18 protein-coding genes and 2 pseudogenes are annotated in these 20,895 nt (G+C 39.7%); all 20 read left to right on the forward strand.

What is annotated here, in order from left to right; translation table 11 throughout:
• The first annotated feature begins 17 nt into the window (after positions 1–17).
• Complete coding sequence (locus ACVRWY_RS01855) at positions 18–644, forward strand: CPBP family intramembrane glutamic endopeptidase (RefSeq protein ID WP_354367715.1); 627 nt, start codon at positions 18–20, stop codon at positions 642–644.
• A gap of 123 nt (positions 645–767) precedes the next feature.
• Entirely contained in the window at positions 768–1,235 is a 468-nt protein-coding gene (locus ACVRWY_RS01860) for an HIT family protein (RefSeq protein WP_354367713.1), read from the forward strand.
• The gene (rsmA, locus tag ACVRWY_RS01865) at positions 1,232–2,104 is read left to right on the forward strand and encodes a 16S rRNA (adenine(1518)-N(6)/adenine(1519)-N(6))-dimethyltransferase RsmA (RefSeq protein WP_354367711.1); all 873 of its coding nucleotides are present in this window, start codon (positions 1,232–1,234) and stop codon (positions 2,102–2,104) included. The genes ACVRWY_RS01860 and rsmA overlap by 4 nt, the downstream gene beginning before the upstream one ends.
• An 84-nt stretch (positions 2,105–2,188) precedes the next feature.
• Complete coding sequence (gene rsgA / locus ACVRWY_RS01870) at positions 2,189–3,061, forward strand: ribosome small subunit-dependent GTPase A (RefSeq protein ID WP_354367709.1); 873 nt, start codon at positions 2,189–2,191, stop codon at positions 3,059–3,061.
• Positions 3,062–3,067: 6 nt separating this feature from the next.
• Positions 3,068–3,727 carry a ribulose-phosphate 3-epimerase gene (gene rpe / locus ACVRWY_RS01875; protein WP_354367707.1) on the forward strand — a complete coding sequence of 220 codons (660 nt, stop codon included), beginning with the start codon at positions 3,068–3,070 and terminating at the stop codon, positions 3,725–3,727.
• Positions 3,687–4,355: a thiamine diphosphokinase gene (locus ACVRWY_RS01880; protein ID WP_354367705.1), complete on the forward strand. Its 669-nt coding sequence runs from the start codon at positions 3,687–3,689 to the stop codon at positions 4,353–4,355. Before rpe ends, ACVRWY_RS01880 begins: the two co-directional genes overlap by 41 nt.
• A gap of 1 nt (position 4,356) precedes the next feature.
• On the forward strand, positions 4,357–5,610 hold the full coding sequence (locus ACVRWY_RS01885) for a DNA recombination protein RmuC (protein WP_354367703.1): 1,254 nt from the start codon (positions 4,357–4,359) through the stop codon (positions 5,608–5,610).
• Positions 5,600–6,544, forward strand: coding sequence for a 3'-5' exoribonuclease YhaM family protein (locus tag ACVRWY_RS01890; protein ID WP_354367701.1), 945 nt, complete (start codon positions 5,600–5,602; stop codon positions 6,542–6,544). Before ACVRWY_RS01885 ends, ACVRWY_RS01890 begins: the two co-directional genes overlap by 11 nt.
• 92 nt (positions 6,545–6,636) lie before the next feature.
• Positions 6,637–7,452 carry a pur operon repressor gene (gene purR / locus ACVRWY_RS01895; protein WP_354367699.1) on the forward strand — a complete coding sequence of 272 codons (816 nt, stop codon included), beginning with the start codon at positions 6,637–6,639 and terminating at the stop codon, positions 7,450–7,452.
• Positions 7,453–7,537: 85 nt separating this feature from the next.
• Positions 7,538–10,135 carry an SEC10/PgrA surface exclusion domain-containing protein gene (locus tag ACVRWY_RS01900; RefSeq protein ID WP_354367697.1) on the forward strand — a complete coding sequence of 866 codons (2,598 nt, stop codon included), beginning with the start codon at positions 7,538–7,540 and terminating at the stop codon, positions 10,133–10,135.
• Between the two features lie 315 nt (positions 10,136–10,450).
• The gene (gene rpsL / locus ACVRWY_RS01905; protein ID WP_009854984.1) at positions 10,451–10,864 is read left to right on the forward strand and encodes a 30S ribosomal protein S12; all 414 of its coding nucleotides are present in this window, start codon (positions 10,451–10,453) and stop codon (positions 10,862–10,864) included.
• 21 nt (positions 10,865–10,885) lie between these two features.
• Positions 10,886–11,356, forward strand: coding sequence for a 30S ribosomal protein S7 (gene rpsG, locus ACVRWY_RS01910; RefSeq protein ID WP_354367695.1), 471 nt, complete (start codon positions 10,886–10,888; stop codon positions 11,354–11,356).
• Positions 11,357–12,012: 656 nt separating this feature from the next.
• Positions 12,013–14,094, forward strand: a complete 2,082-nt coding sequence (fusA, locus tag ACVRWY_RS01915) for an elongation factor G (protein WP_354367693.1) — start codon at positions 12,013–12,015, stop codon at positions 14,092–14,094.
• Positions 14,095–14,309: 215 nt separating this feature from the next.
• A complete protein-coding gene (gene gap, locus ACVRWY_RS01920; protein WP_354367691.1) occupies positions 14,310–15,320 on the forward strand; it encodes a type I glyceraldehyde-3-phosphate dehydrogenase in 1,011 nt (336 codons plus the stop codon).
• 128 nt (positions 15,321–15,448) lie between these two features.
• A complete protein-coding gene (locus tag ACVRWY_RS01925; protein ID WP_354367689.1) occupies positions 15,449–16,648 on the forward strand; it encodes a phosphoglycerate kinase in 1,200 nt (399 codons plus the stop codon).
• A gap of 548 nt (positions 16,649–17,196) precedes the next feature.
• Complete coding sequence (locus ACVRWY_RS01930) at positions 17,197–17,718, forward strand: FUSC family protein (RefSeq protein WP_354367687.1); 522 nt, start codon at positions 17,197–17,199, stop codon at positions 17,716–17,718.
• An 83-nt stretch (positions 17,719–17,801) separates the two neighbouring features.
• Positions 17,802–18,161 carry a MerR family transcriptional regulator gene (locus ACVRWY_RS01935; protein WP_354367685.1) on the forward strand — a complete coding sequence of 120 codons (360 nt, stop codon included), beginning with the start codon at positions 17,802–17,804 and terminating at the stop codon, positions 18,159–18,161.
• Between the two features lie 63 nt (positions 18,162–18,224).
• Complete coding sequence (gene glnA / locus ACVRWY_RS01940) at positions 18,225–19,571, forward strand: type I glutamate--ammonia ligase (RefSeq protein ID WP_354367683.1); 1,347 nt, start codon at positions 18,225–18,227, stop codon at positions 19,569–19,571.
• 659 nt (positions 19,572–20,230) lie between these two features.
• Positions 20,231–20,644 (forward strand): annotated as a pseudogene (locus ACVRWY_RS01945) (CHAP domain-containing protein); the annotation flags it as partial.
• A 102-nt stretch (positions 20,645–20,746) separates the two neighbouring features.
• Positions 20,747–20,893, forward strand: a pseudogene (locus ACVRWY_RS01950) (DUF8821 family protein); the annotation flags it as partial.
• Positions 20,894–20,895: the final 2 nt, after the last annotated feature.

Consider the following 20,895-nt stretch of genomic DNA (forward strand, 5'->3'; position numbering starts at 1 on the left):
AATATAAGGAGATTACAATGAAGGTTGTGAAACAATTATTACTAGCTTTTTTTGTGTTATTATTGTCGTCTGATATACGCAACACACTAGTTTCTTTGATACTGGGAAATAGTATAGAAAATCTCTCTCAGATGACATTAGGGCAAGGTATATTATTGATTCTATTATTTTCTACTTTGTTTCTGATACTGTTGTTTATTGGTCGCAAAGGACAATGGTTGAATTGGGATGATAGCTTATTTTCTAAAGAAAATGTAAAATGGTTAATATACACTATCTGTGGAGCATCACTGGCTTATGCATCATTCATATTTATATTTCATGATAGTCAGGAAGTTCTTCCTCTGAACTCGATTGATTTTTGGCTCGGTATTGGATCAATGATTTTAATTGCTCCTATGGCAGAGGAGATGGTTTTTCGTGGCATATTGCCAAAAGTTATTTTTTCTCAACATCTAAAATTGAGTCTTTTGATAACGGGTTTTCTATTTATATTACCACATTACCCAGATAGCCTTGTATCTTGGCTTGATTACGGCATATCTGCACTCCTGTTATCTTATTTATATTATAAAACCCGTAGAGTAGAGTTAACTATTATTTTACACATTTTTATGAATGCTTTGGTAATCATTTTTGGTTAGGATATTTTCTTGATGAAGAAAAGTATCTGATACTAAAAAACAAATTTGGAATTACAGCCATTATGAGAAAGTTAAGTGTTGTTTCACGATTGAGTGAGATGGCCTTGTGATTGGAGAATTTTTATGTGTCTTATCTGTGAAAGGATTGAATGGATTAAGCAAAATGAAAATCCGTATTTTGTAAAAGAACTTGAGACAGGGTATGTCGTTATTGGGGATCACCAACATTTTAAAGGGTATACTTTATTTTTGTATAAGGAGCACGTCACTGAATTGCATGATTTACCTCTTCTTTTTCGAAATCAACATTTATCAGAGATGGCGGACGTATCGGAACTTGTTAGCGAAGCTTTTTTTGCTGATAAAATAAATATTGAGAGTCTAGGGAATGGAGATAGTCATCTACATTGGCATATTTTTCCAAGAAAATCTGGTGATTTAGGCGATTACGGTCGTAATGGTAAAGGACCGGTTTGGTGGTTGCCGTTTGATAAAATGTATGCAGATGAAAAGTGTGTGAAGGGACAAGAGCTAGAAAAGTTGAAAAAACGTCTATTAGCAGAGTTTGAAAATAGGAAGAAAAATAAATGAGAATTGCAGACAAAAACGTTACTCGTGCCGTCCTTGAGTGCCACGGGTTTACCTTTAAGAAATCCTTCGGTCAAAACTTTTTGACTGATACCAATATTTTACAGAAGATTGTGGATACGGCAGAGATTGACCAAAATGTCAATGTTATCGAGATTGGGCCTGGAATCGGAGCTTTGACTGAGTTTTTGGCAGAAAATGCTGCCGAGGTTATGGCCTTTGAGATTGATGACCGCTTGATTCCGATTTTGGCGGACACCTTGGGTCGTTTTGACAATGTGACCGTAGTCAATCAAGATATCCTCAAGACCGATTTGCAGACCCAGATTCAGAATTTCAAGAATCCTGACCTGCCCATCAAGGTCGTGGCCAACCTGCCTTACTACATCACTACCCCTATTCTCATGCACCTGATTGAGAGTAAGATTCCCTTCAGCGAGTTTGTGGTCATGATGCAGCGGGAGGTGGCCGACCGCATTTCTGCCGAGCCAAACACCAAGGCCTACGGTAGTCTGTCCATCGCGGTTCAGTACTACATGACTGCCAAGGTGGCCTTCATCGTACCTCGTACCGTATTTGTGCCTGCACCAAATGTGGATTCCGCGATTTTAAAGATGACACGCCTTGATAGCCCTGCGGTAGCTGTTCAGGATGAGGACTTCTTTTTCAAGGTTGCTAAAGCCAGCTTTGTTCACCGTCGTAAGACCCTGTGGAATAACTTGACCAATGCTTTTGGAAAGTCTGATGAGGTTAAAGCTAAGTTAGAACTTGCCTTGGAAAAAGCAGAGCTTACCCCAAATTTACGTGGTGAAGCCTTATCACTTGAGGACTTTGCGAGATTGTCAGATGCTTTGAAAGCAGCAGGATTATAAAGAAATAAGAAAGGCAAACCTATCTGGGTTTTGTCCTTTTTCTTTTTTTGATATAATAGGGATATTAAGTATTAAGGAGTTCATTTGCGAGGAAGAATTATCAAATCCCTAGCAGGATTTTATTACGTTGAAGCGGACGGTCACGTTTATCAGACCAGGGCGCGTGGCAATTTTAGAAAAAAAGGTCAAACACCTTATGTAGGGGACTGGGTTGAGTTTTCAGCAGAAGACCATTCAGAAGGTTATGTGTTAGCGATTGAAGAGCGTCAAAATAGTTTAGTGAGACCGCCAATTGTGAATATCGATCAAGCAGTGGTCATCATGTCGGCTAAGGAGCCTGATTTTAATGCGAATCTTTTAGATCGTTTTCTGGTGCTTTTGGAGCATAAACGGATTGAGCCGATTATTTATGTTTCAAAGCTTGATTTATTGGAGGATCAAGCAGAGCTAGACCAGTTGCGTCGTGTTTATCAAGAAATTGGTTATGAGGTATGTTACAACTTAGAGGAGCTCTTACCATTATTAAAAGATCGTGTAACGGTTTTTATGGGACAAACAGGGGTTGGGAAATCAACCTTGCTAAATAAAATTGCCCCAGAGTTAGCTTTAGAGACAGGTGAGATTTCAGATAGTCTTGGACGTGGCCGTCACACGACGCGAGCAGTGAGTTTATACACTGTTCATGGGGGGAAAATTGCAGACACCCCAGGTTTTTCTTCCTTAGACTATGAAGTCACAAAGAGTGAGGACTTAAATCAGGCCTTTAGAGAACTAGCGCGTCTAACCCCACAATGTAAGTTCAGATCGTGTACCCATACCCATGAGCCTAATTGTGCAGTCAAGCAGGCGCTTGAGCAGGGAGAGATTTTTCAAGGACGCTATGAAAATTACTTACAACTACTCAGTGAAATTGAAAATCGTCGTGAAACATACAAGAAAACAGTTAAAAGAAAGTAGGTTATTATGTCACAATTTAAGATTGCCCCATCTATTTTAGCAGCAGATTATGCTAATTTTGCGACAGAGTTGAAGCGTGTTGAAGCAAGTGGTGCCGAATATGTTCATATTGACATCATGGATGGTCAATTTGTACCAAATATCAGCTTTGGTGCAGGTGTGGTCGCTGCTATGCGTAAGCATAGTAAGTTGATTTTTGATTGTCATTTGATGGTGGTAGATCCTGAGCGTTATGTGGATGAATTTGCTCAAGCAGGCGCCGATATTATAACCATTCATGTGGAAGCAACCACCCATATTCATGGTGCTCTTCAAAAGATTAAGGCAGCAGGGATGCAAGCAGGTGTCGTGATTAACCCAGGAACTCCCGTTGAGGCTTTGATACCTGTTTTGGATTTGGTTGATCAGGTTTTGATTATGACAGTTAACCCAGGATTTGGAGGGCAAGCCTTTATTCCTGAGATGGTCGAAAAGATTAAAAGAGTTGCCCAACTGCGTCAAGAAAAAGGTTTAGACTTTGATATTGAAGTGGATGGTGGGATTGATGATAAGAGCATCAAAGCCACAAAAGATGCGGGAGCTAACGTCTTTGTAGCAGGTTCTTATGCCTTTAATGGAGATTTGAATGAACGTGTGGCAACACTCAAAAAAGCAATTGAGGCCTAAAACGGTTGCTGTTTTTGCCTCTGGTGACATCACAGGAGCTTGTTTTGATTTTGATTATATTGTAGGGGTGGACCGAGCTTGTCTATATCTCTTAGATAAGGGGCTGCCACTGGATTTGGCTGTGGGAGATTTTGATTCCGTATCAACCTCAGAAAAATCCTTGATCGTCAAAAAAGCTCAAAGAATCTGTCAAGCCCAGCCTGAAAAAAATGATACAGATACAGAGTTGGCCTTAAAAGAGGTCTTTCGTCAGTATCCAGAAGCTCGTGTAACAGTTTTTGGTGCCTTTGGTGGACGTTTGGACCACGCTTTGTCTAATCTCTTTATGCCTAGCGATCCTGAACTTGCCCCCTTTATGCGTCAGCTTTTCTTAAGAGATCAGCAAAATCATATCAGTTACTATCCCAAGGGGAGTCATCTGATTATGCCAGAGCCTCAGCTACCCTATGTTGCCTTTATGACAAGTGGTGAGGGGGCTTTGGAGATTTTAGGTGCCAAATACCCTTTAGCTTCTTCGAATTATTTTAAGAAGAAGATTTATACCAGTAATGAATTTTTAGATGATCCCATAAAAGTGACCGTAGAAGATGACTATGTTGTAGTGATAAGGAGTAGAGATAGGAGGTAGCATGTTATATCTGATTTTGATCATCATAGTAATCCTTTTGCTATATTTGATTTGGAAGCAAGCAGATGACCAACGAAGACAAGTACAATTTCAAGAAGAAGAAGCGGATCGCTTATCCGATCAACTGTCTTATCAGTTGGAAGTCGCCAATAAAAATTTGCTTCTTGAGCAAAGTAAGCAACTACAGGAATTACAAAGAGATCTTTATCAACAGCTATTGTCTATTAGAGAAACCTTAGGGCAACACTTAACGGAGCATCGTGATCGCTCAGATCAACGCTTGGAAATGATGACCAAGCAGTTGACGGACGCAGTCAGATTGATGCAAGACTCTAATGAAAAGCGTTTGGAAGAGATGCGGGTGACCGTAGAGGAAAAGCTAGATAAAACATTGCACAGCCGTTTACAAGCTTCCTTTGCAACGGTTTCTCAGCAATTAGAAAGTGTCAATCAAGGTCTGGGTGAGATGAAGACGGTTGCGCGTGATGTGGGAACTTTAAATAAAGTTCTGTCCAATACTAAAACTAGAGGGATTTTGGGGGAATTGCAATTAGGACAAATCATTGAAGATATTATGAGTCCTAGTCAGTACGAAGTGGAAGTCCCAACTGTTTCAGGCTCTAGAGAGCGTGTAGAATATGCCATCAAACTCCCAGGACAAAGCCAAGGGCAGACCATATATTTGCCGATTGATTCAAAATTTCCTTTAGAGGATTATTATCGCTTAGAAGATGCCTATGAAAGAGGTCAAAAGGAAGAAATCGAGCTGCACCGAAAAATGCTTTTGGCGGCTATCAAACGTTTTGCTAAGGACATCAATAAAAAATACCTTAATCCTCCTGAAACAACCAATTTTGGAATTATGTTTTTACCGACAGAAGGACTATATGCGGAGGTCGTCAGACATCCTGCTTTCTTTGATAGTTTGCGTCGGGATGACCGTATCGTGATTGCAGGTCCGTCCACCTTATCAGCTTTATTAAATTCCTTGTCTGTTGGCTTTAAGACCTTGAGTTTGCAGCGTTCAGCTAATGATATTGGACGTGCTCTAGGTCAGATTAAAACCGAGTTTGGTAAATTTGAAGGTCTTCTAACGAAAACGCAGACCCAATTAAACCGTGCGAGTCAAAATATCGATAGTCTTTTATCGACACGAACCAAGGCCATATTACGTAGCCTAGATCGTCTTGAGCAAGTGGAGCAAGATGATTCTTTCTTACCAAATCTAGAAATTGAGGAAAACCATGAAAATTAACCAGATGAAAAAAGACCAACTTTTTGAAGGCTATTACCTTATTAAGTCGGCGGAAGTACGAAAAACTAGAGCAGGTAAGGATTATATTGCGTTTACCTTTCAAGATGATACAGGAGAAATCAATGGAAACCTATGGGACGCACAAGCTCACAATGTGGAAAAATTTATAGCAGGTAAAGTTATCTTTATGAAGGGACGACGAGAGGTCTATAATGGGATGCCTCAAGTGAACCAAATCACCTTGAGACTGGTTCATGAGGGAGAACCTTCCGATCCTAAAGATTTTAAAGAAAAATCACCTGTTAACCTTGATGATATTAAAGAATATCTTGATCAGATGATTTTTAAGATTGAAAATGCCACTTGGCAACGGATTGTGCGTGCGCTTTATCGTAAGTTTGGAAAGGAGTTTTACACCTATCCAGCAGCTAAAACCAATCATCATGCTTTTGAAAATGGTTTATCTTACCACACTGCTACGATGGTGCGTTTGGCAGATGCGATTGGAGACATTTATCCAGACCTCAATAAGAGCTTATTATTTGCAGGCATTATGTTGCATGACTTGGCCAAGGTGATTGAGTTGACTGGGCCAGAAAATACAGAATATACTGTACGCGGTAACCTGATTGGCCATATTTCCTTAATCAATGAGGAAATTACAAAAGTTATCACAGAGCTAGATATCCCTGATGATAAAGAAGAAGTTATTGTGCTTCGCCATCTGATTTTAAGCCACCATGGACAGCTGGAATATGGTAGCCCAGTACGTCCTATGATTATGGAGGCTGAGATTCTTCATATGATTGATAATATTGATGCGGAAATGATGATGATGCAGACAGCACTTAGTCGTGTATCCGAGGGAGAAATGACGAATCGTGTCTTTGCTTTGGACAATCGTTCCTTCTACAAACCAAAATATCATCAGTAAAAAACCAAGAAAAACGAACATGAGGTGACTTAATGTTCGTTTTTTACTTATATTATGATATAATAGCAGAAAATAAATTTCTGGAGAACTGTATGAAATTAAGAAGAAGTGAGCGTATGGTGGTCATCTCTAACTACCTCATCAATCATCCTTATCAATTAACAAGCTTAAATGTATTTGCTGAAAAATATGAAACAGCCAAGTCATCCATCTCAGAAGATATCTCTATTATTAAAAAAGCCTTTGAAGAAGCTCATATTGGCGAAATTGAAACAGTGACAGGAGCTAGCGGAGGAGTTATTTTTACACCTACTATTTCTAAAGAAGAGGCATACCAAGTCGCTTCAGATTTACGTGATCGCCTATCTGAAAGTGATCGTATCTTACCTGGAGGCTACATTTACTTATCAGATTTATTAAGTACACCACATATTCTTAATCAAGTAGGGCGGATCATTGCTTCACATTTTAAAGAAAAGAAGATAGATGCAGTGATGACCGTAGCTACCAAGGGTGTCCCTTTAGCTAATGCGGTAGCAAATGTTTTAAATGTACCATTTGTTATTGTTCGTCGCGATTTAAAAATAACGGAGGGATCGACCGTCAGCGTGAACTATGCTAGTGGTTCGAGTGACCGCATTGAGAAGATGTTTTTATCAAAACGCAGTCTAAAGCCTAACAGTAATGTCTTGATTGTAGATGATTTCTTAAAAGGTGGCGGGACGATTACAGGAATGGTCAGTCTATTATCTGAATTTGATAGCCACTTAGTCGGTGTTGCTGTATTTGCAGAAAACCAGCAGGAAGAAAAGGATTTGGTGGATTATAAATCTCTTCTTAGTGTGGCTGAATTAGATACAAAAAATAAATTTATTCGTGTTGAATTAGGGAATTTATTTGAACTGTAACAATTTTGTAAAAGAGATAGGATTGTCCCTCTCTCTTTTTTATGATAAAATTCTAATTGTTTATAGATATAATGAGGTATTAAAAATGAACATAGAAAATCAATCAATTGATAATAAAAAAACGAATAAATTAACAGCGACTTTGGCAACGACTTCTGCAACACTTGCTGTTCTAGGTGCAAGTGGACTTAACCAGACTGTTCACGCCGAGGATGTAGAATCAGCCACTCAAGTGACAACAACTACAGAGGAGACAACAACACAGTCAACTCCAACCATCGAAGAGGCTACTGCAGCAGTTGCTGATGCTGAAAAAGAAGTGGCGACAGCTAGTGATGCGGCACAGCAAGCTACTCAAGCTGCCACCGAGCAAGATGCGGTAGTAGCAGACTTGACTGAGCAAGTGGCTGCAGCAGAGACAGCTGTGACAACAGCAGAAAGTGCCGTAGCAGAGGCAGAAATTATCGCTTCAGAATCTAGTCCTGAAGTTATCTCTGAAACTCAAGATGAAATCGAAGCAATTACTTCTGAGTTAGAAACAGCCACTACAGCTTCAGAGGTAGCAGGTCAAGCTGTACAAGAAAAAGAGGCTGAGGTTGCTGCTGCTAACACGGCATTACAGGAATCTAAGAATGCCGTTAGTGAAAGTGAGGAAACAATTGCAACTTTGTCAGAGTCTGTCCAATCTCCTGAGAAATTGACTGAAGAAAAGGCAAGTAGTGAGGCTAAGGTAGCGAGTCTTGAAAAAGAAGTTGCAACTGCTGACAAAGAACTTGAAGCCGCAAAGGCAACCGCTTCAACAGCGATTTCAACAGAATTGACGCAAGCTAAGACAGAGTTGTCAGTAAAAGAAGCAGAGCTGAGTCAACTTCAAACTGCTACAACAGAAGTGAAGTCTGTTACAGGTGGAAATACTCTAGTAGTGCCTGCTAATTATGCGACACAGCTTTCCAATATTCGCAATTATAATTCCATCTCTGCTGCTGCTAAGAATGAATTGATTCAAATTGGGAAAGCGGCGGCAGCTGCAAATGGAGTTGTGGGTGATGGTTTTGTTGGCTCTAGTACAGCTTATAAGACCATTGCAGAGGACACGACACGCTTAGTTGATGTCAATAACATCAGCCATGAAGTTCAAGTAGAATTGACTCAATTTGTTGTTGAGTTACTCAATCCCGTACGCGCAGCCTTTAATTTATCACCTTTAACTATTACAGACTCCTCAATGGCATTTGCTGAAAGTGTTTCTGCAGCTTATGTTAGCAAGCATTCTCGTATTCAATATGAAAATGGCGCTCATGATACCGCTATTTTAAATCAAGAAGCAAGTAAAGCAGGTTTAACCACAGCTTCTTGGTATGAAAATATGGGAACAACTTGGTTGTCTAGTCATACAACAACGGTAGATGCTCTAAAGAGTAAGATCTATTATCAATTGATTTACATGCTCTTTACAGATGCTAGCTCAAACTTTGGTCACACTCGTACCTTCTTGAAAGGTGATAGTGGAGAGGCAGCCTATATTGGTGTAGGAATTAATGGTTTGGGTGCAACAGGTGTTTCTACTGCCTTTACACAACATTATCTAGTTGTTAAAGAAAGTGAGATTCAATCATCAGGTTTCTCTCGAACACCAATTGTGGCAACAAAATCAACTGTTGATGAAACTAAGGTTTCTCAGGTTCGTCAAGAAATCAGTAATCTTAAAGCTAAAATTTCAGACTTACAATCTAAACAATCCAATATTTCAACTTACTCAACGGTAGTGGCTGCGCAAAATAAAGTTGACACTCTATCCGCTCAATTATCTAGCGAAAAAGCGACTTTATCAACTTTAACCACTCAGCTAACTACAGCTACTCAGTCTGTAGCGGCCAATCAAGCTGCTCTAGAACTAGAAGAGAAACGCTTGGCAGAATTACAAGCTGTTGTAGTAACGGCTCAAAATAATTTTGATACGGTTAAATCTGAACTAGGAGATTTGATTGTGGCAAAAGGTGCAGCTGATTACAAAGTGAACACTTTAAGTGAAGAGTTAGCTGCAACTAAAGAGTTATTAGCGAAGTATCAAAATGAAAACTTATTAGCAGAAAGCCAAGAACAATTAGCGGCAGCTATTGAAACGTTAGAGACTCTGACATCTCAATTGGCTTTAGCGCTTGAAGAACAAGAAACCTTAGCAAATCAACTAAAAGAAGCCAATACACAGCTTGAAGCAAAACAAGCTACATTAGTAGCTGCTCAAAAAGTCTTGCTAGAACTACAAAAAGAGCAATTGGCAAAACAAGAGTCTGTGATTCCGACAGAGCAAGACGGAGTGATTACAGAAGTTGTTCTTGCTCAGAAGCCTGTTAATACGACAGGTCTCAAGCCTGTTGATACAGTGTCGAACGAACAAGTCAATATCCCAGTAAGTGAGCAAGTGGCTCAGTTAGAGCAGAAAAATCGTGTTGAGAAGGCTAGTCGTAACGTCTTGTCACAGACAGCACAGAAACGTCCTGCTTCACCAAGCGTAGTAATGTCTAATTCTGCGGTATCTAATGGGACAAAAGCCTTGGATAAGACAAATAACACACTTCCGACAACAGGAGAGGCGACTTATGGTTCTGCTAGTCTTCTTGGATTTGGTATGTTAAGTGCAGCAGCTTTAGCTAGTTATAAACGTAAAAAAGATGAGAGATAAGGCGAGATAGAATCTTTTTCTGCCTATGAACTTCAAAAGTTAGGATAAGTCTAACTTTTGAAGTTTTTTATTTATTCGATTATACTTGCTAGGTCTGCAGTCATCCATTGATTTCTTCCTTAAGTCTATTTTTTAGAAAAAAAGAATTGACGTGAATGATGATATATGTTATTATATTTAACGGTACTTTTTACTTTTGGTCTCTCAAAAGTGTACAGAGACGTGCTGACAATTGTTGCAAAAGTACACACAGATATGGGCGGTCACCACGTGCCATGTCAACCAAAAATAAAAAATTTTACAGGAGAAATGTAGATGCCTACAATTAACCAGTTGGTTCGTAAACCACGTAAATCTAAAGTAGAAAAATCTAAATCACCAGCCTTGAACGTTGGTTACAACAGCCACAAAAAAGTTCAAACTAACGTATCTTCACCACAAAAACGTGGTGTAGCAACTCGTGTTGGTACAATGACACCTAAAAAACCTAACTCAGCCCTTCGTAAATTCGCTCGTGTACGTTTGAGCAACCTTATCGAAGTTACTGCGTATATCCCAGGTATCGGACACAACTTGCAAGAACACAGTGTGGTTCTTATCCGTGGTGGACGTGTAAAAGACCTTCCAGGGGTACGTTACCACATCGTCCGTGGTGCACTTGATACTGCAGGTGTAGCTGATCGTAAACAAGGCCGTTCTAAATACGGTGCTAAACGTCCTAAAGGATAATAAGAAGGGGGATAAGAAAAAATGAGTCGTAAAAATCAAGCGCCAAAACGCGAAGTATTACCAGATCCAATCTACAACTCAAAACTTGTAACACGTCTTATCAACCGTGTTATGCTTGATGGTAAACGTGGTACAGCAGCAAGCATCGTTTACGGTGCCTTTGATCAAATCAAAGAAGCTACAGGTACTGACGCACTTGAAGTATTTGAGACAGCTATGGAAAACATCATGCCAGTTCTTGAAGTACGTGCCCGTCGTGTCGGTGGTTCTAACTACCAAGTCCCAGTTGAAGTTCGTCCAGAGCGTCGTACGACACTTGGTCTTCGTTGGTTGGTAAACATCTCACGTGCCCGTGGTGAGCACACTATGGTTGATCGTCTTGCAAAAGAAATCATGGATGCAGCAAACAACACAGGTGCAGCTGTTAAAAAACGTGAAGATACTCACAAAATGGCAGAAGCAAACCGTGCATTCGCACACTTCCGCTGGTAAGATAGGATATTTTAGCCTTAAGCAAATGCTAGCCAAAATAGGAAAAGCGACAAAGAAACTTCAGTTTCTAGGAGATTTTATCTTTTTGGCAGACATTTGTAGCTAAAATTCAACTAAGATTAAGATACGAGGGCGTCAAGCAACTCCTAGACAAAATAGGGAAGCGAAGCAGATTGCTTTGCAATCAATGAGGTTCATCTTTTTGTCAGTGAGTTGTAGCCTGAGTTCAATTAGGATGTGAGGACGTTAAGACAATTCAAGGAAAAATAGGAAATCAGACGCAGGACCTTAAGGTCCAAGGAAGATTTATCTTTTTTCCAGAATTTTTAGTCCGAGCTCAACTAATTAAGATACAGAGAACGTGCCTGCCGACGAAAAATAGGAAATCGAAGCAGAATGCTTTTGCATTCAATGGGATTTGTCTTTTTTCGTTGACAGTTGGCCGTTCGAGTTCAGTTCTACATTTGATATATGAAGTTAACTGAATTTAATTAAGATGAAGGAACTTCGTCCAATCATCACAAATAGGATTGAGGCTTACCTCATCTAATTTACACCATGAGTAAGAAATCAAGCGGGTGGGATTAACCCACTCGCTTTTCTTAATAATATGGTATAATAATAAAGTAAAATAAAAAATTATAGGAGAAAACCAAATGGCTCGCGAATTTTCACTAGAAAAAACTCGTAACATCGGTATCATGGCTCACGTTGATGCTGGTAAAACAACAACAACGGAACGTATCCTTTACTACACTGGTAAAATCCATAAAATCGGTGAAACTCACGAAGGTGCTTCACAAATGGACTGGATGGAGCAAGAGCAAGAACGTGGTATCACTATCACTTCTGCTGCGACAACAGCACAATGGAATGATCACCGTGTTAACATCATTGACACACCAGGACACGTGGACTTCACTATCGAAGTACAACGTTCACTCCGCGTTCTTGATGGTGCCGTGACTGTTCTTGATTCACAATCAGGTGTAGAACCACAAACTGAAACAGTATGGCGTCAAGCGACTGAATACGGTGTTCCACGTATCGTATTTGCTAACAAAATGGATAAAATCGGTGCAGACTTCCTTTACTCAGTAAGCACACTTCATGACCGTCTTCAAGCAAATGCACACCCAATTCAATTGCCAATCGGTGCAGAAGATGATTTCCGTGGTATCATCGACCTTATCAAGATGAAAGCTGAAATCTATACTAACGACCTTGGTACAGATATTCTTGAAGAAGATATTCCAGCAGATTACCTTGAGCAAGCTGAAGAATATCGTGAAAAATTAGTTGAAGCAGTTGCTGAAACTGATGAAGATTTGATGATGAAATACCTTGAAGGTGAAGAAATCACTGAAGAAGAATTGAAAGCTGCTATCCGTAAAGCAACTATCAACGTTGAATTCTTCCCAGTATTATGTGGTTCAGCCTTCAAAAACAAAGGTGTTCAATTGATGCTTGATGCAGTTATTGATTACCTTCCAAGTCCAGTCGATATTCCAGCGATTAAAGGGATTAATCCAGATACAGATGAAGAAGAAACTCGTCCAGCATCTGATGATGAGCCATTTGCAGCGCTTGCCTTCAAGATCATGACTGACCCATTCGTAGGTCGTTTGACATTCTTCCGTGTTTATTCTGGTGTTCTTCAATCAGGTTCATACGTTATGAATACCTCTAAAGGTAAACGTGAGCGTATCGGACGTATCCTTCAAATGCACGCAAACAGCCGTCAAGAAATTGACACAGTTTACGCAGGGGATATCGCAGCTGCTGTTGGTTTGAAAGATACAACTACAGGTGACTCATTAACTGATGAAAAAGCAAAAGTTATTCTTGAGTCAATCAACGTTCCAGAACCAGTTATCCAATTGATGGTTGAGCCTAAGTCTAAAGCTGACCAAGATAAAATGGGTATCGCCCTTCAAAAACTTGCTGAAGAAGATCCAACATTCCGCGTTGAAACAAACGTTGAAACTGGTGAAACAGTTATCTCAGGTATGGGTGAGCTTCACCTTGATGTCCTTGTTGACCGTATGCGTCGTGAATTTAAAGTTGAAGCAAACGTAGGTGCTCCTCAAGTATCTTACCGTGAAACATTCCGCGCTTCAACTCAAGCACGTGGATTCTTCAAACGTCAATCAGGTGGTAAAGGTCAATTCGGTGATGTATGGATTGAATTTACACCAAACGAAGAAGGTAAAGGATTCGAGTTTGAAAATGCCATCGTCGGTGGTGTGGTTCCTCGTGAATTTGTACCAGCAGTTGAAAAAGGTTTGATCGAAACTATGGCTAACGGTGTTCTTGCAGGATACCCAATGGTTGACGTTAAAGCTAAACTTTATGATGGATCATACCACGATGTTGACTCATCTGAAACTGCCTTCAAGATCGCAGCATCTCTTGCTCTTAAAGAAGCGGCTAAGACTGCACAACCTGCTATCCTTGAGCCAATGATGTTGGTTACTGTAACAGTTCCAGAAGAAAACCTTGGAGATGTTATGGGACACGTTACAGCTCGTCGTGGACGTGTTGATGGTATGGAAGCACATGGTAACAGCCAAATCGTTCGTGCTTACGTTCCACTTGCTGAAATGTTTGGTTATGCAACTGTTCTTCGTTCTGCAACTCAAGGACGTGGTACATTCATGATGGTATTTGACCACTATGAAGATGTTCCTAAATCAGTTCAAGAAGAAATCATTAAGAAAAATGGTGGAGAAGCTTAAGAGCTTCCAATCTAAAAATATAAAAGCGTCTGGAAACAGGCGATTTTATATTTTTAGAAAAGGGTAAAATCGTTTGCAATTTTATGGAAATAGTTATATAATAAATACGTTGAAGGATTAATTTGTAATCATCCAAGTTAATCTTTTCACAAAGACTTAAGGGCTTGCCCTTTACAATAATTTTTTATTTGATTTTCATAAGGAGGAAATCACTAATGGTAGTTAAAGTTGGTATTAACGGTTTCGGACGTATCGGTCGTCTTGCTTTCCGCCGTATCCAAAACGTAGAAGGTGTTGAAGTAGCACGCATCAACGACCTTACAGATCCAAACATGCTTGCACACTTGTTGAAATACGACACAACTCAAGGTCGTTTCGACGGTAGCGTTGAAGTTAAAGAAGGTGGATTCGAAGTTAACGGTAAATTCGTTAAAGTTTCTGCAGAGCGCGAACCAGCAAACATCGATTGGGCTACTGACGGTGTAGAAATCGTTCTTGAAGCAACTGGATTCTTTGCTTCTAAAGCTGCAGCTGAACAACACATCCATGAAAATGGTGCTAAAAAAGTTGTTATCACTGCACCTGGTGGAAACGATGTTAAAACAATCGTTTACAACACTAACCACGAAATCCTTGATGGTACTGAAACAGTTATCTCAGGTGCTTCATGTACTACAAACTGTTTGGCACCAATGGCTAAAGCTCTTCAAGACAACTTCGGTGTTGTTGAAGGTTTGATGACAACTATCCACGCTTACACTGGTGACCAAATGATCCTTGACGGACCACACCGTGGTGGTGACCTTCGTCGTGCGCGCGCTGGTGCTGCAAACATCGTTCCTAACTCAACTGGTGCTGCTAAAGCTATCGGTCTTGTTATCCCAGAATTGAACGGTAAACTTGACGGTGCTGCACAACGCGTACCTACTCCAACAGGTTCTGTAACTGAATTGGTTGCTGTTCTTGAGAAAAACGTAACCGTTGATGAAATCAATGCTGCTATGAAAGCTGCTGCTAACGATTCATATGGTTACACTGAAGACCAAATCGTATCTTCAGATATCGTAGGTATCTCATACGGTTCATTGTTTGACGCAACTCAAACTAAAGTTCTTGACGTTGACGGTAAACAATTGGTTAAAGTTGTTTCATGGTACGACAACGAAATGTCATACACTTCACAACTTGTACGTACTCTTGAGTACTTTGCAAAAATCGCTAAATAATTTTATTTAGTATCAAAAGAGGCTTCGGCCTCTTTTTTTGTTATGAAAACAGACAGTTAGAAGCTATCGCTTTTACAATTTTTGTGATATAATGAACCTGTATAAAAAAATTTTAAGGAGTCTAACAAATGGCTAAATTGACTGTTAAAGACGTTGATTTGAAAGGGAAAAAAGTTCTTGTCCGTGTTGACTTTAACGTTCCTTTGAAAGATGGCGTAATCACTAACGACAACCGTATCACTGCGGCTCTTCCAACAATCAAGTATATTCTTGAGCAAGGTGGACGTGCAATTCTTTTCTCTCACCTTGGACGTGTAAAAGAAGAAGCTGATAAAGAAGGTAAATCATTGGCTCCTGTAGCAGCTGACTTGTCAGCTAAATTGGGTCAAGATGTTGCTTTCATCACTGGTGCTACTCGTGGTGCTGAATTGGAAGCAGCGATCAATGCTTTGGAAGATGGACAAGTTCTCCTTGTTGAAAACACTCGTTTTGAAGATGTTGATGGTAAGAAAGAATCTAAAAACGATGAAGAACTTGGTAAATACTGGGCTTCACTTGGTGATGGTATCTTCGTTAACGATGCATTTGGTACGGCACACCGTGCACACGCATCAAACGTTGGTATCTCAGCAAACGTAGAAAAAGCAGTAGCTGGTTTCCTTTTGGAAAACGAAATTGCTTACATCCAAGAAGCTGTTGAAACTCCAGAACGTCCATTCGTAGCAATCCTTGGTGGTTCAAAAGTATCTGATAAGATCGGTGTTATCGAGAACCTTCTTGAAAAAGCTGACAAAGTTCTTATCGGTGGTGGTATGACTTATACATTCTACAAAGCTCAAGGTATCGAAATCGGTAACTCACTTGTAGAAGAAGACAAGCTTGATGTGGCAAAAGAATTGCTTGAAAAATCAAACGGTAAATTGATCTTGCCAGTTGATTCAAAAGAAGCAAATGCATTTGCTGGCTATACTGAAGTTCGCGACACTGAAGGCGAAGCTGTTTCAGAAGGCTTCCTTGGTCTTGACATCGGTCCTAAGTCAATCGCTAAGTTTGACGAAGCTTTGACTGGTGCGAAAACAGTTGTTTGGAATGGTCCTATGGGTGTATTTGAAAACCCAGACTTCCAAGCAGGTACAATCGGTGTAATGGACGCTATCGTGAAACAACCAGGCGTGAAATCAATCATCGGTGGTGGTGACTCAGCAGCAGCTGCGATCAACCTTGGCCGTGCAGACAAGTTCTCATGGATCTCAACAGGTGGTGGTGCATCAATGGAACTCCTTGAAGGTAAAGTCCTTCCAGGTCTTGCGGCATTGACTGAAAAGTAAAAAACTTACGACGAAAAGAGTTGGATTTCCAGCTCTTTTTTGTGCATCACGTAGAGTTTCTACGAAGCTAAGCGAGTTAGAAAGTCTAGCAAGGTGAAAAAATACTAGGCCTTGCTACATTAACTGGAAAAATGAATTTTGTATCTACTGGTTCTGTAAAATCTTGATTTTGTAGAAAAAGGATGGTTTTCCCATCCTTTTTTGATTACATAGAAGGGAAGAAGCGGTATATGTAATCAGCTTCTGTTTGGTTGACTTGATGATTGAGGCTGGAAATTATCGTACGACTCTCTAGAAGTGGAAAATAGAGCGCGCATATTTGGCTTTAGACACTTTGAGATAAATAGTGTCAATACTTGAGTAGAGGAGACTATGTGTGTCTAGTTAGCTGCGATTATATATGATTTCAACCCAATTATCTTTTTTAGGAAATCATTTGAGAGCTGGTTGTAAGACTAGGTAGTCTAGGGGGGAATGGAGTTATTTTTTTGTCAAAGTTATTTGAATTTGAATGCCTCAAAACTCTAACTTCGTGTTACAATAAAATTATGTTTAAGAATAATCGATTTGATCCTAAGAAGTTTAAATTAGGAATGCGGACCGCCAAGACAGGACTAGCTGTTTTCTTGGTATTGTTGCTATTTGGTTTATTAGGCTGGGAAGGTTTGCAGATTGGGGCGTTGACGGCTGTTTTTAGTTTGAGAGAAGACTTTGATAAGAGTGTTTCTTTTGGGGCATCCCGTATTTTGGGAAACGCGATTGGTGGAGCATTAGCTCTTGTTTTTTTTGTTATCAATAGTTACTTTTCGGGTGCATTTTGGGTGACCTTGTTCTTAGTACCTATTTTAACCATGTTAACTATTATGTTTAATGTGGCTTTTAACAATAAAGCAGGGATTATTGGCGGTGTATCTGCCTTGTTGATTATCACTTTATCTATTCCCTCCCATAATACTATTTTATACGTCTTTGCACGGATTTTTGAAACTTTTTTAGGTGTTTTTATTGCCATTATGGTGAATTCTGATATTGATCGCTATAAACAAATGGTTAAAAATAGAAAAAAATAAATATATGTCAGAAAAACTAACATATGGGGTTGACATGTCAAAATTTTCAGAATATAATAGCTACTAAGAGAAAGGAGTTTGTCATGAAAGAAAAAGAATTGAGACGTTCAATGGCAGTTTTCCCAATGGGCTCTGTTATGAAATTGACCGATTTGTCTGCTAGGCAGATCCGCTATTATGAAGATCAAGGCTTGCTAACACCAGATCGTAGTTCGGGCAATCGTCGGCTTTACTCATTGAATGATATGGACATCCTTCTCGAAATCAAAGATTTTTTAGATGAGGGACTTAATATAGCGGCAATAAAAAAAGAGTACGCAGACCGAGAAATACAATCTCAGAAAAGGCAACATGCTCTTACCGATGAGGATGTACGGCGTATTTTGCATGATGAGTTGCGTAATCAAGGTCGTTTTGTAAGTCCAACCAGTATATTTCGTTAGTTTTCGTATAGTTTTATACGAGATATAAATTTTTATTTTTCTAAAATTCAAAGGAGACCACTTATGGCAATCACTGCAGCTGATATCAAACACGATATTAAAGAAAAAAATGTTACTTTTCTTCGTTTAATGTTTACAGATATTCTAGGAATCATGAAGAACGTTGAGATTCCAGCAACTGATGAACAAGTTGATAAGGTACTTTCAAATAAAGCGATGTTTGACGGCTCATCTATCGAGGGATTTGTACGTATCAATGAGTCAGATATGTACCTTTATCCAGATTTGGACACTTGGACCATTTTCCCATGGGGTGATGAAAATGGTCGTGTGGCAGGATTGATTTGTGATATTTATACAACAGAAGGTAAGCCATTTGCAGGAGATCCACGTGGAAACTTGAAAAAAGCCCTTCGTCATATGGAAGAAGTTGGTTTTAAATCTTTCAATTTGGGACCTGAGCCAGAATTTTTCCTTTTCAAAATGGATGAACAAGGCAACCCAACGCTTGAAGTCAATGATAAAGGTGGCTATTTTGATCTTGCCCCAACTGACCTTGCAGATAACACACGTCGTGAAATCGTGAATGTTTTGACGGAGATGGGGTTTGAAGTAGAGGCGAGTCACCATGAGGTTGCTGTTGGTCAGCATGAGATTGACTTTAAATATGCTGATGTCTTGAAAGCTTGTGATAATATTCAAATCTTTAAGCTGGTTGTTAAGACGATAGCACGCAAGCACGGTTTATATGCAACATTTATGGCAAAACCTAAGTTTGGTATTGCAGGTTCAGGGATGCACTGTAATATGTCTCTTTTTGACAAAGATGGAAACAACGCTTTCTTTGATCCAAAAGATCCAAAAGGAATGCAATTATCAGAAACAGCTTACTATTTCCTTGGTGGCTTGATGAAACATGCTTATAGTTACACTGCTATTATGAACCCAACGGTTAACTCATACAAACGTTTGGTACCAGGGTATGAAGCACCAGTTTATATTGCTTGGGCAGGTAAAAACCGTTCACCATTGATTCGCGTACCAGCATCACGTGGTATGGGAACTCGTTTAGAATTGCGTTCAGTTGATCCAACTGCTAACCCATATCTTGCTCTAGCCGTTCTTCTTGAGTCAGGTCTTGATGGTATTGAAAATAAAATTGAGGCTCCAGCTCCAGTCGAATCAAATATTTATGTGATGACAGAAGCTGAACGTAAGGCTGCAGGTATTGTGGATCTTCCATCAACTCTTCACAATGCTATTAAAGCCCTTCAAGAAGATGAAGTGGTTACAGAGGCACTTGGCACACACATCACAACAAACTTTGTAGAAGCTAAGAAGATCGAATGGGCAAGCTATGCTACTTTTGTTTCACAATGGGAAGTTGATAACTACTTGGATCTGTATTAAAATAGCTAGATATCATCTATTGGGAGTGTGGAAATCCAACACGAAAAGTTGGTCTTCCTCCTCTCTTTCTTTTTTGGGAAAAATATAGAATATTCAGATGATTAAGATTGTTTGCTGGGGGAGAATAAACTTTGAAAAGATAAAATAATGACAAATTAAAAAGGGTTTAGATGATGAGGTTTTATAAGGAGTAAACATTATGAAAGAATCTGCCTTAAGAGCACAAGTAATAACGCTTTGGGACCTTTCTTTTGAATCAGATTAGAGTAGTCCTTCTTGCTTTTTTGTCTCATGAATTGATCCTCACCTTCTCTTGAGAATAGCGTTGGGGAGAGTTTTCTTAAATAAAACCGCTTTAACCTTAAAGTAGCTTATCTGGCAACTAAAGCCTAAAGTTCCTGTCACATTTTTAATATAATCGCTATTGCTTTGTCATATTGCTTGAGTATGATAGACTTATCAAAACGTGAGAGGAAATGATAATAATGTTTAAAAATAAAATGAAATCAACTTTAGCTTTAGCAGCTGTATCAGGAGCAGCAATTTTTACTGGCGCTTCAGCTAGTGCGGATCAATGGGGTGCTCCTTATGGACAGGACTATGGTTATTCACAAGCTCCTGTGGCCACTTATATGCCAGAGCAAGTAGCACAAACCTACGCTGGAGATAGCAGCTATGCAACAGCAGATACAACAAGTACCACAACTAGTACAGTAGCGGCTACCACAACAAGTAGCTCATCTGATAACACTTATCCTGTTGGTCAGTGTACTTGGGGTGTTAAAGAGTTGGCTTCATGGGCTGGAAATAACTGGGGAAATGCAGCTGATTGGGCAGCCAGTGCAGCTTCAGCTGGATTTACAGTAGGAACAACACCGCAGGTCGGTGCGATTGCGGTATGGAATGATGGTGGTTACGGCCACGTTGCCTATGTGACAGATGTTCAAAGTGCTAATAGTATTCAAGTATTAGAATCTAACTATAATGGGAATATGAGTATCGGTAATTATCGTGGCTATTTTGACCCAACGACAGCTCAAGGAACAGTATCTTATATTTATCCAAATGCTTAACAGGCTGGATAGGTGATAAACTAAAAAGAGGGATTAAGCTTGTGGCTTAATCTCTCTTTGGTTTATCTCTGAAGTTTTCTCATCAAACCTGCATTACATTAAGAAGAAGGAAAGAGAGCAGTCGGTTTTAAATTGTCCAATGGCATTGAGATCCCTAAAGAGTTTGAAGGAAAATTTAAGTTTGCCCGTCAACGCTCCAAATTAGCAGGCGAAATCCGAGGGACTTTCTTTGTGGTCAAGGGTGACTAATT

It is taken from the genome of Streptococcus porcorum (genome assembly GCF_053203725.1).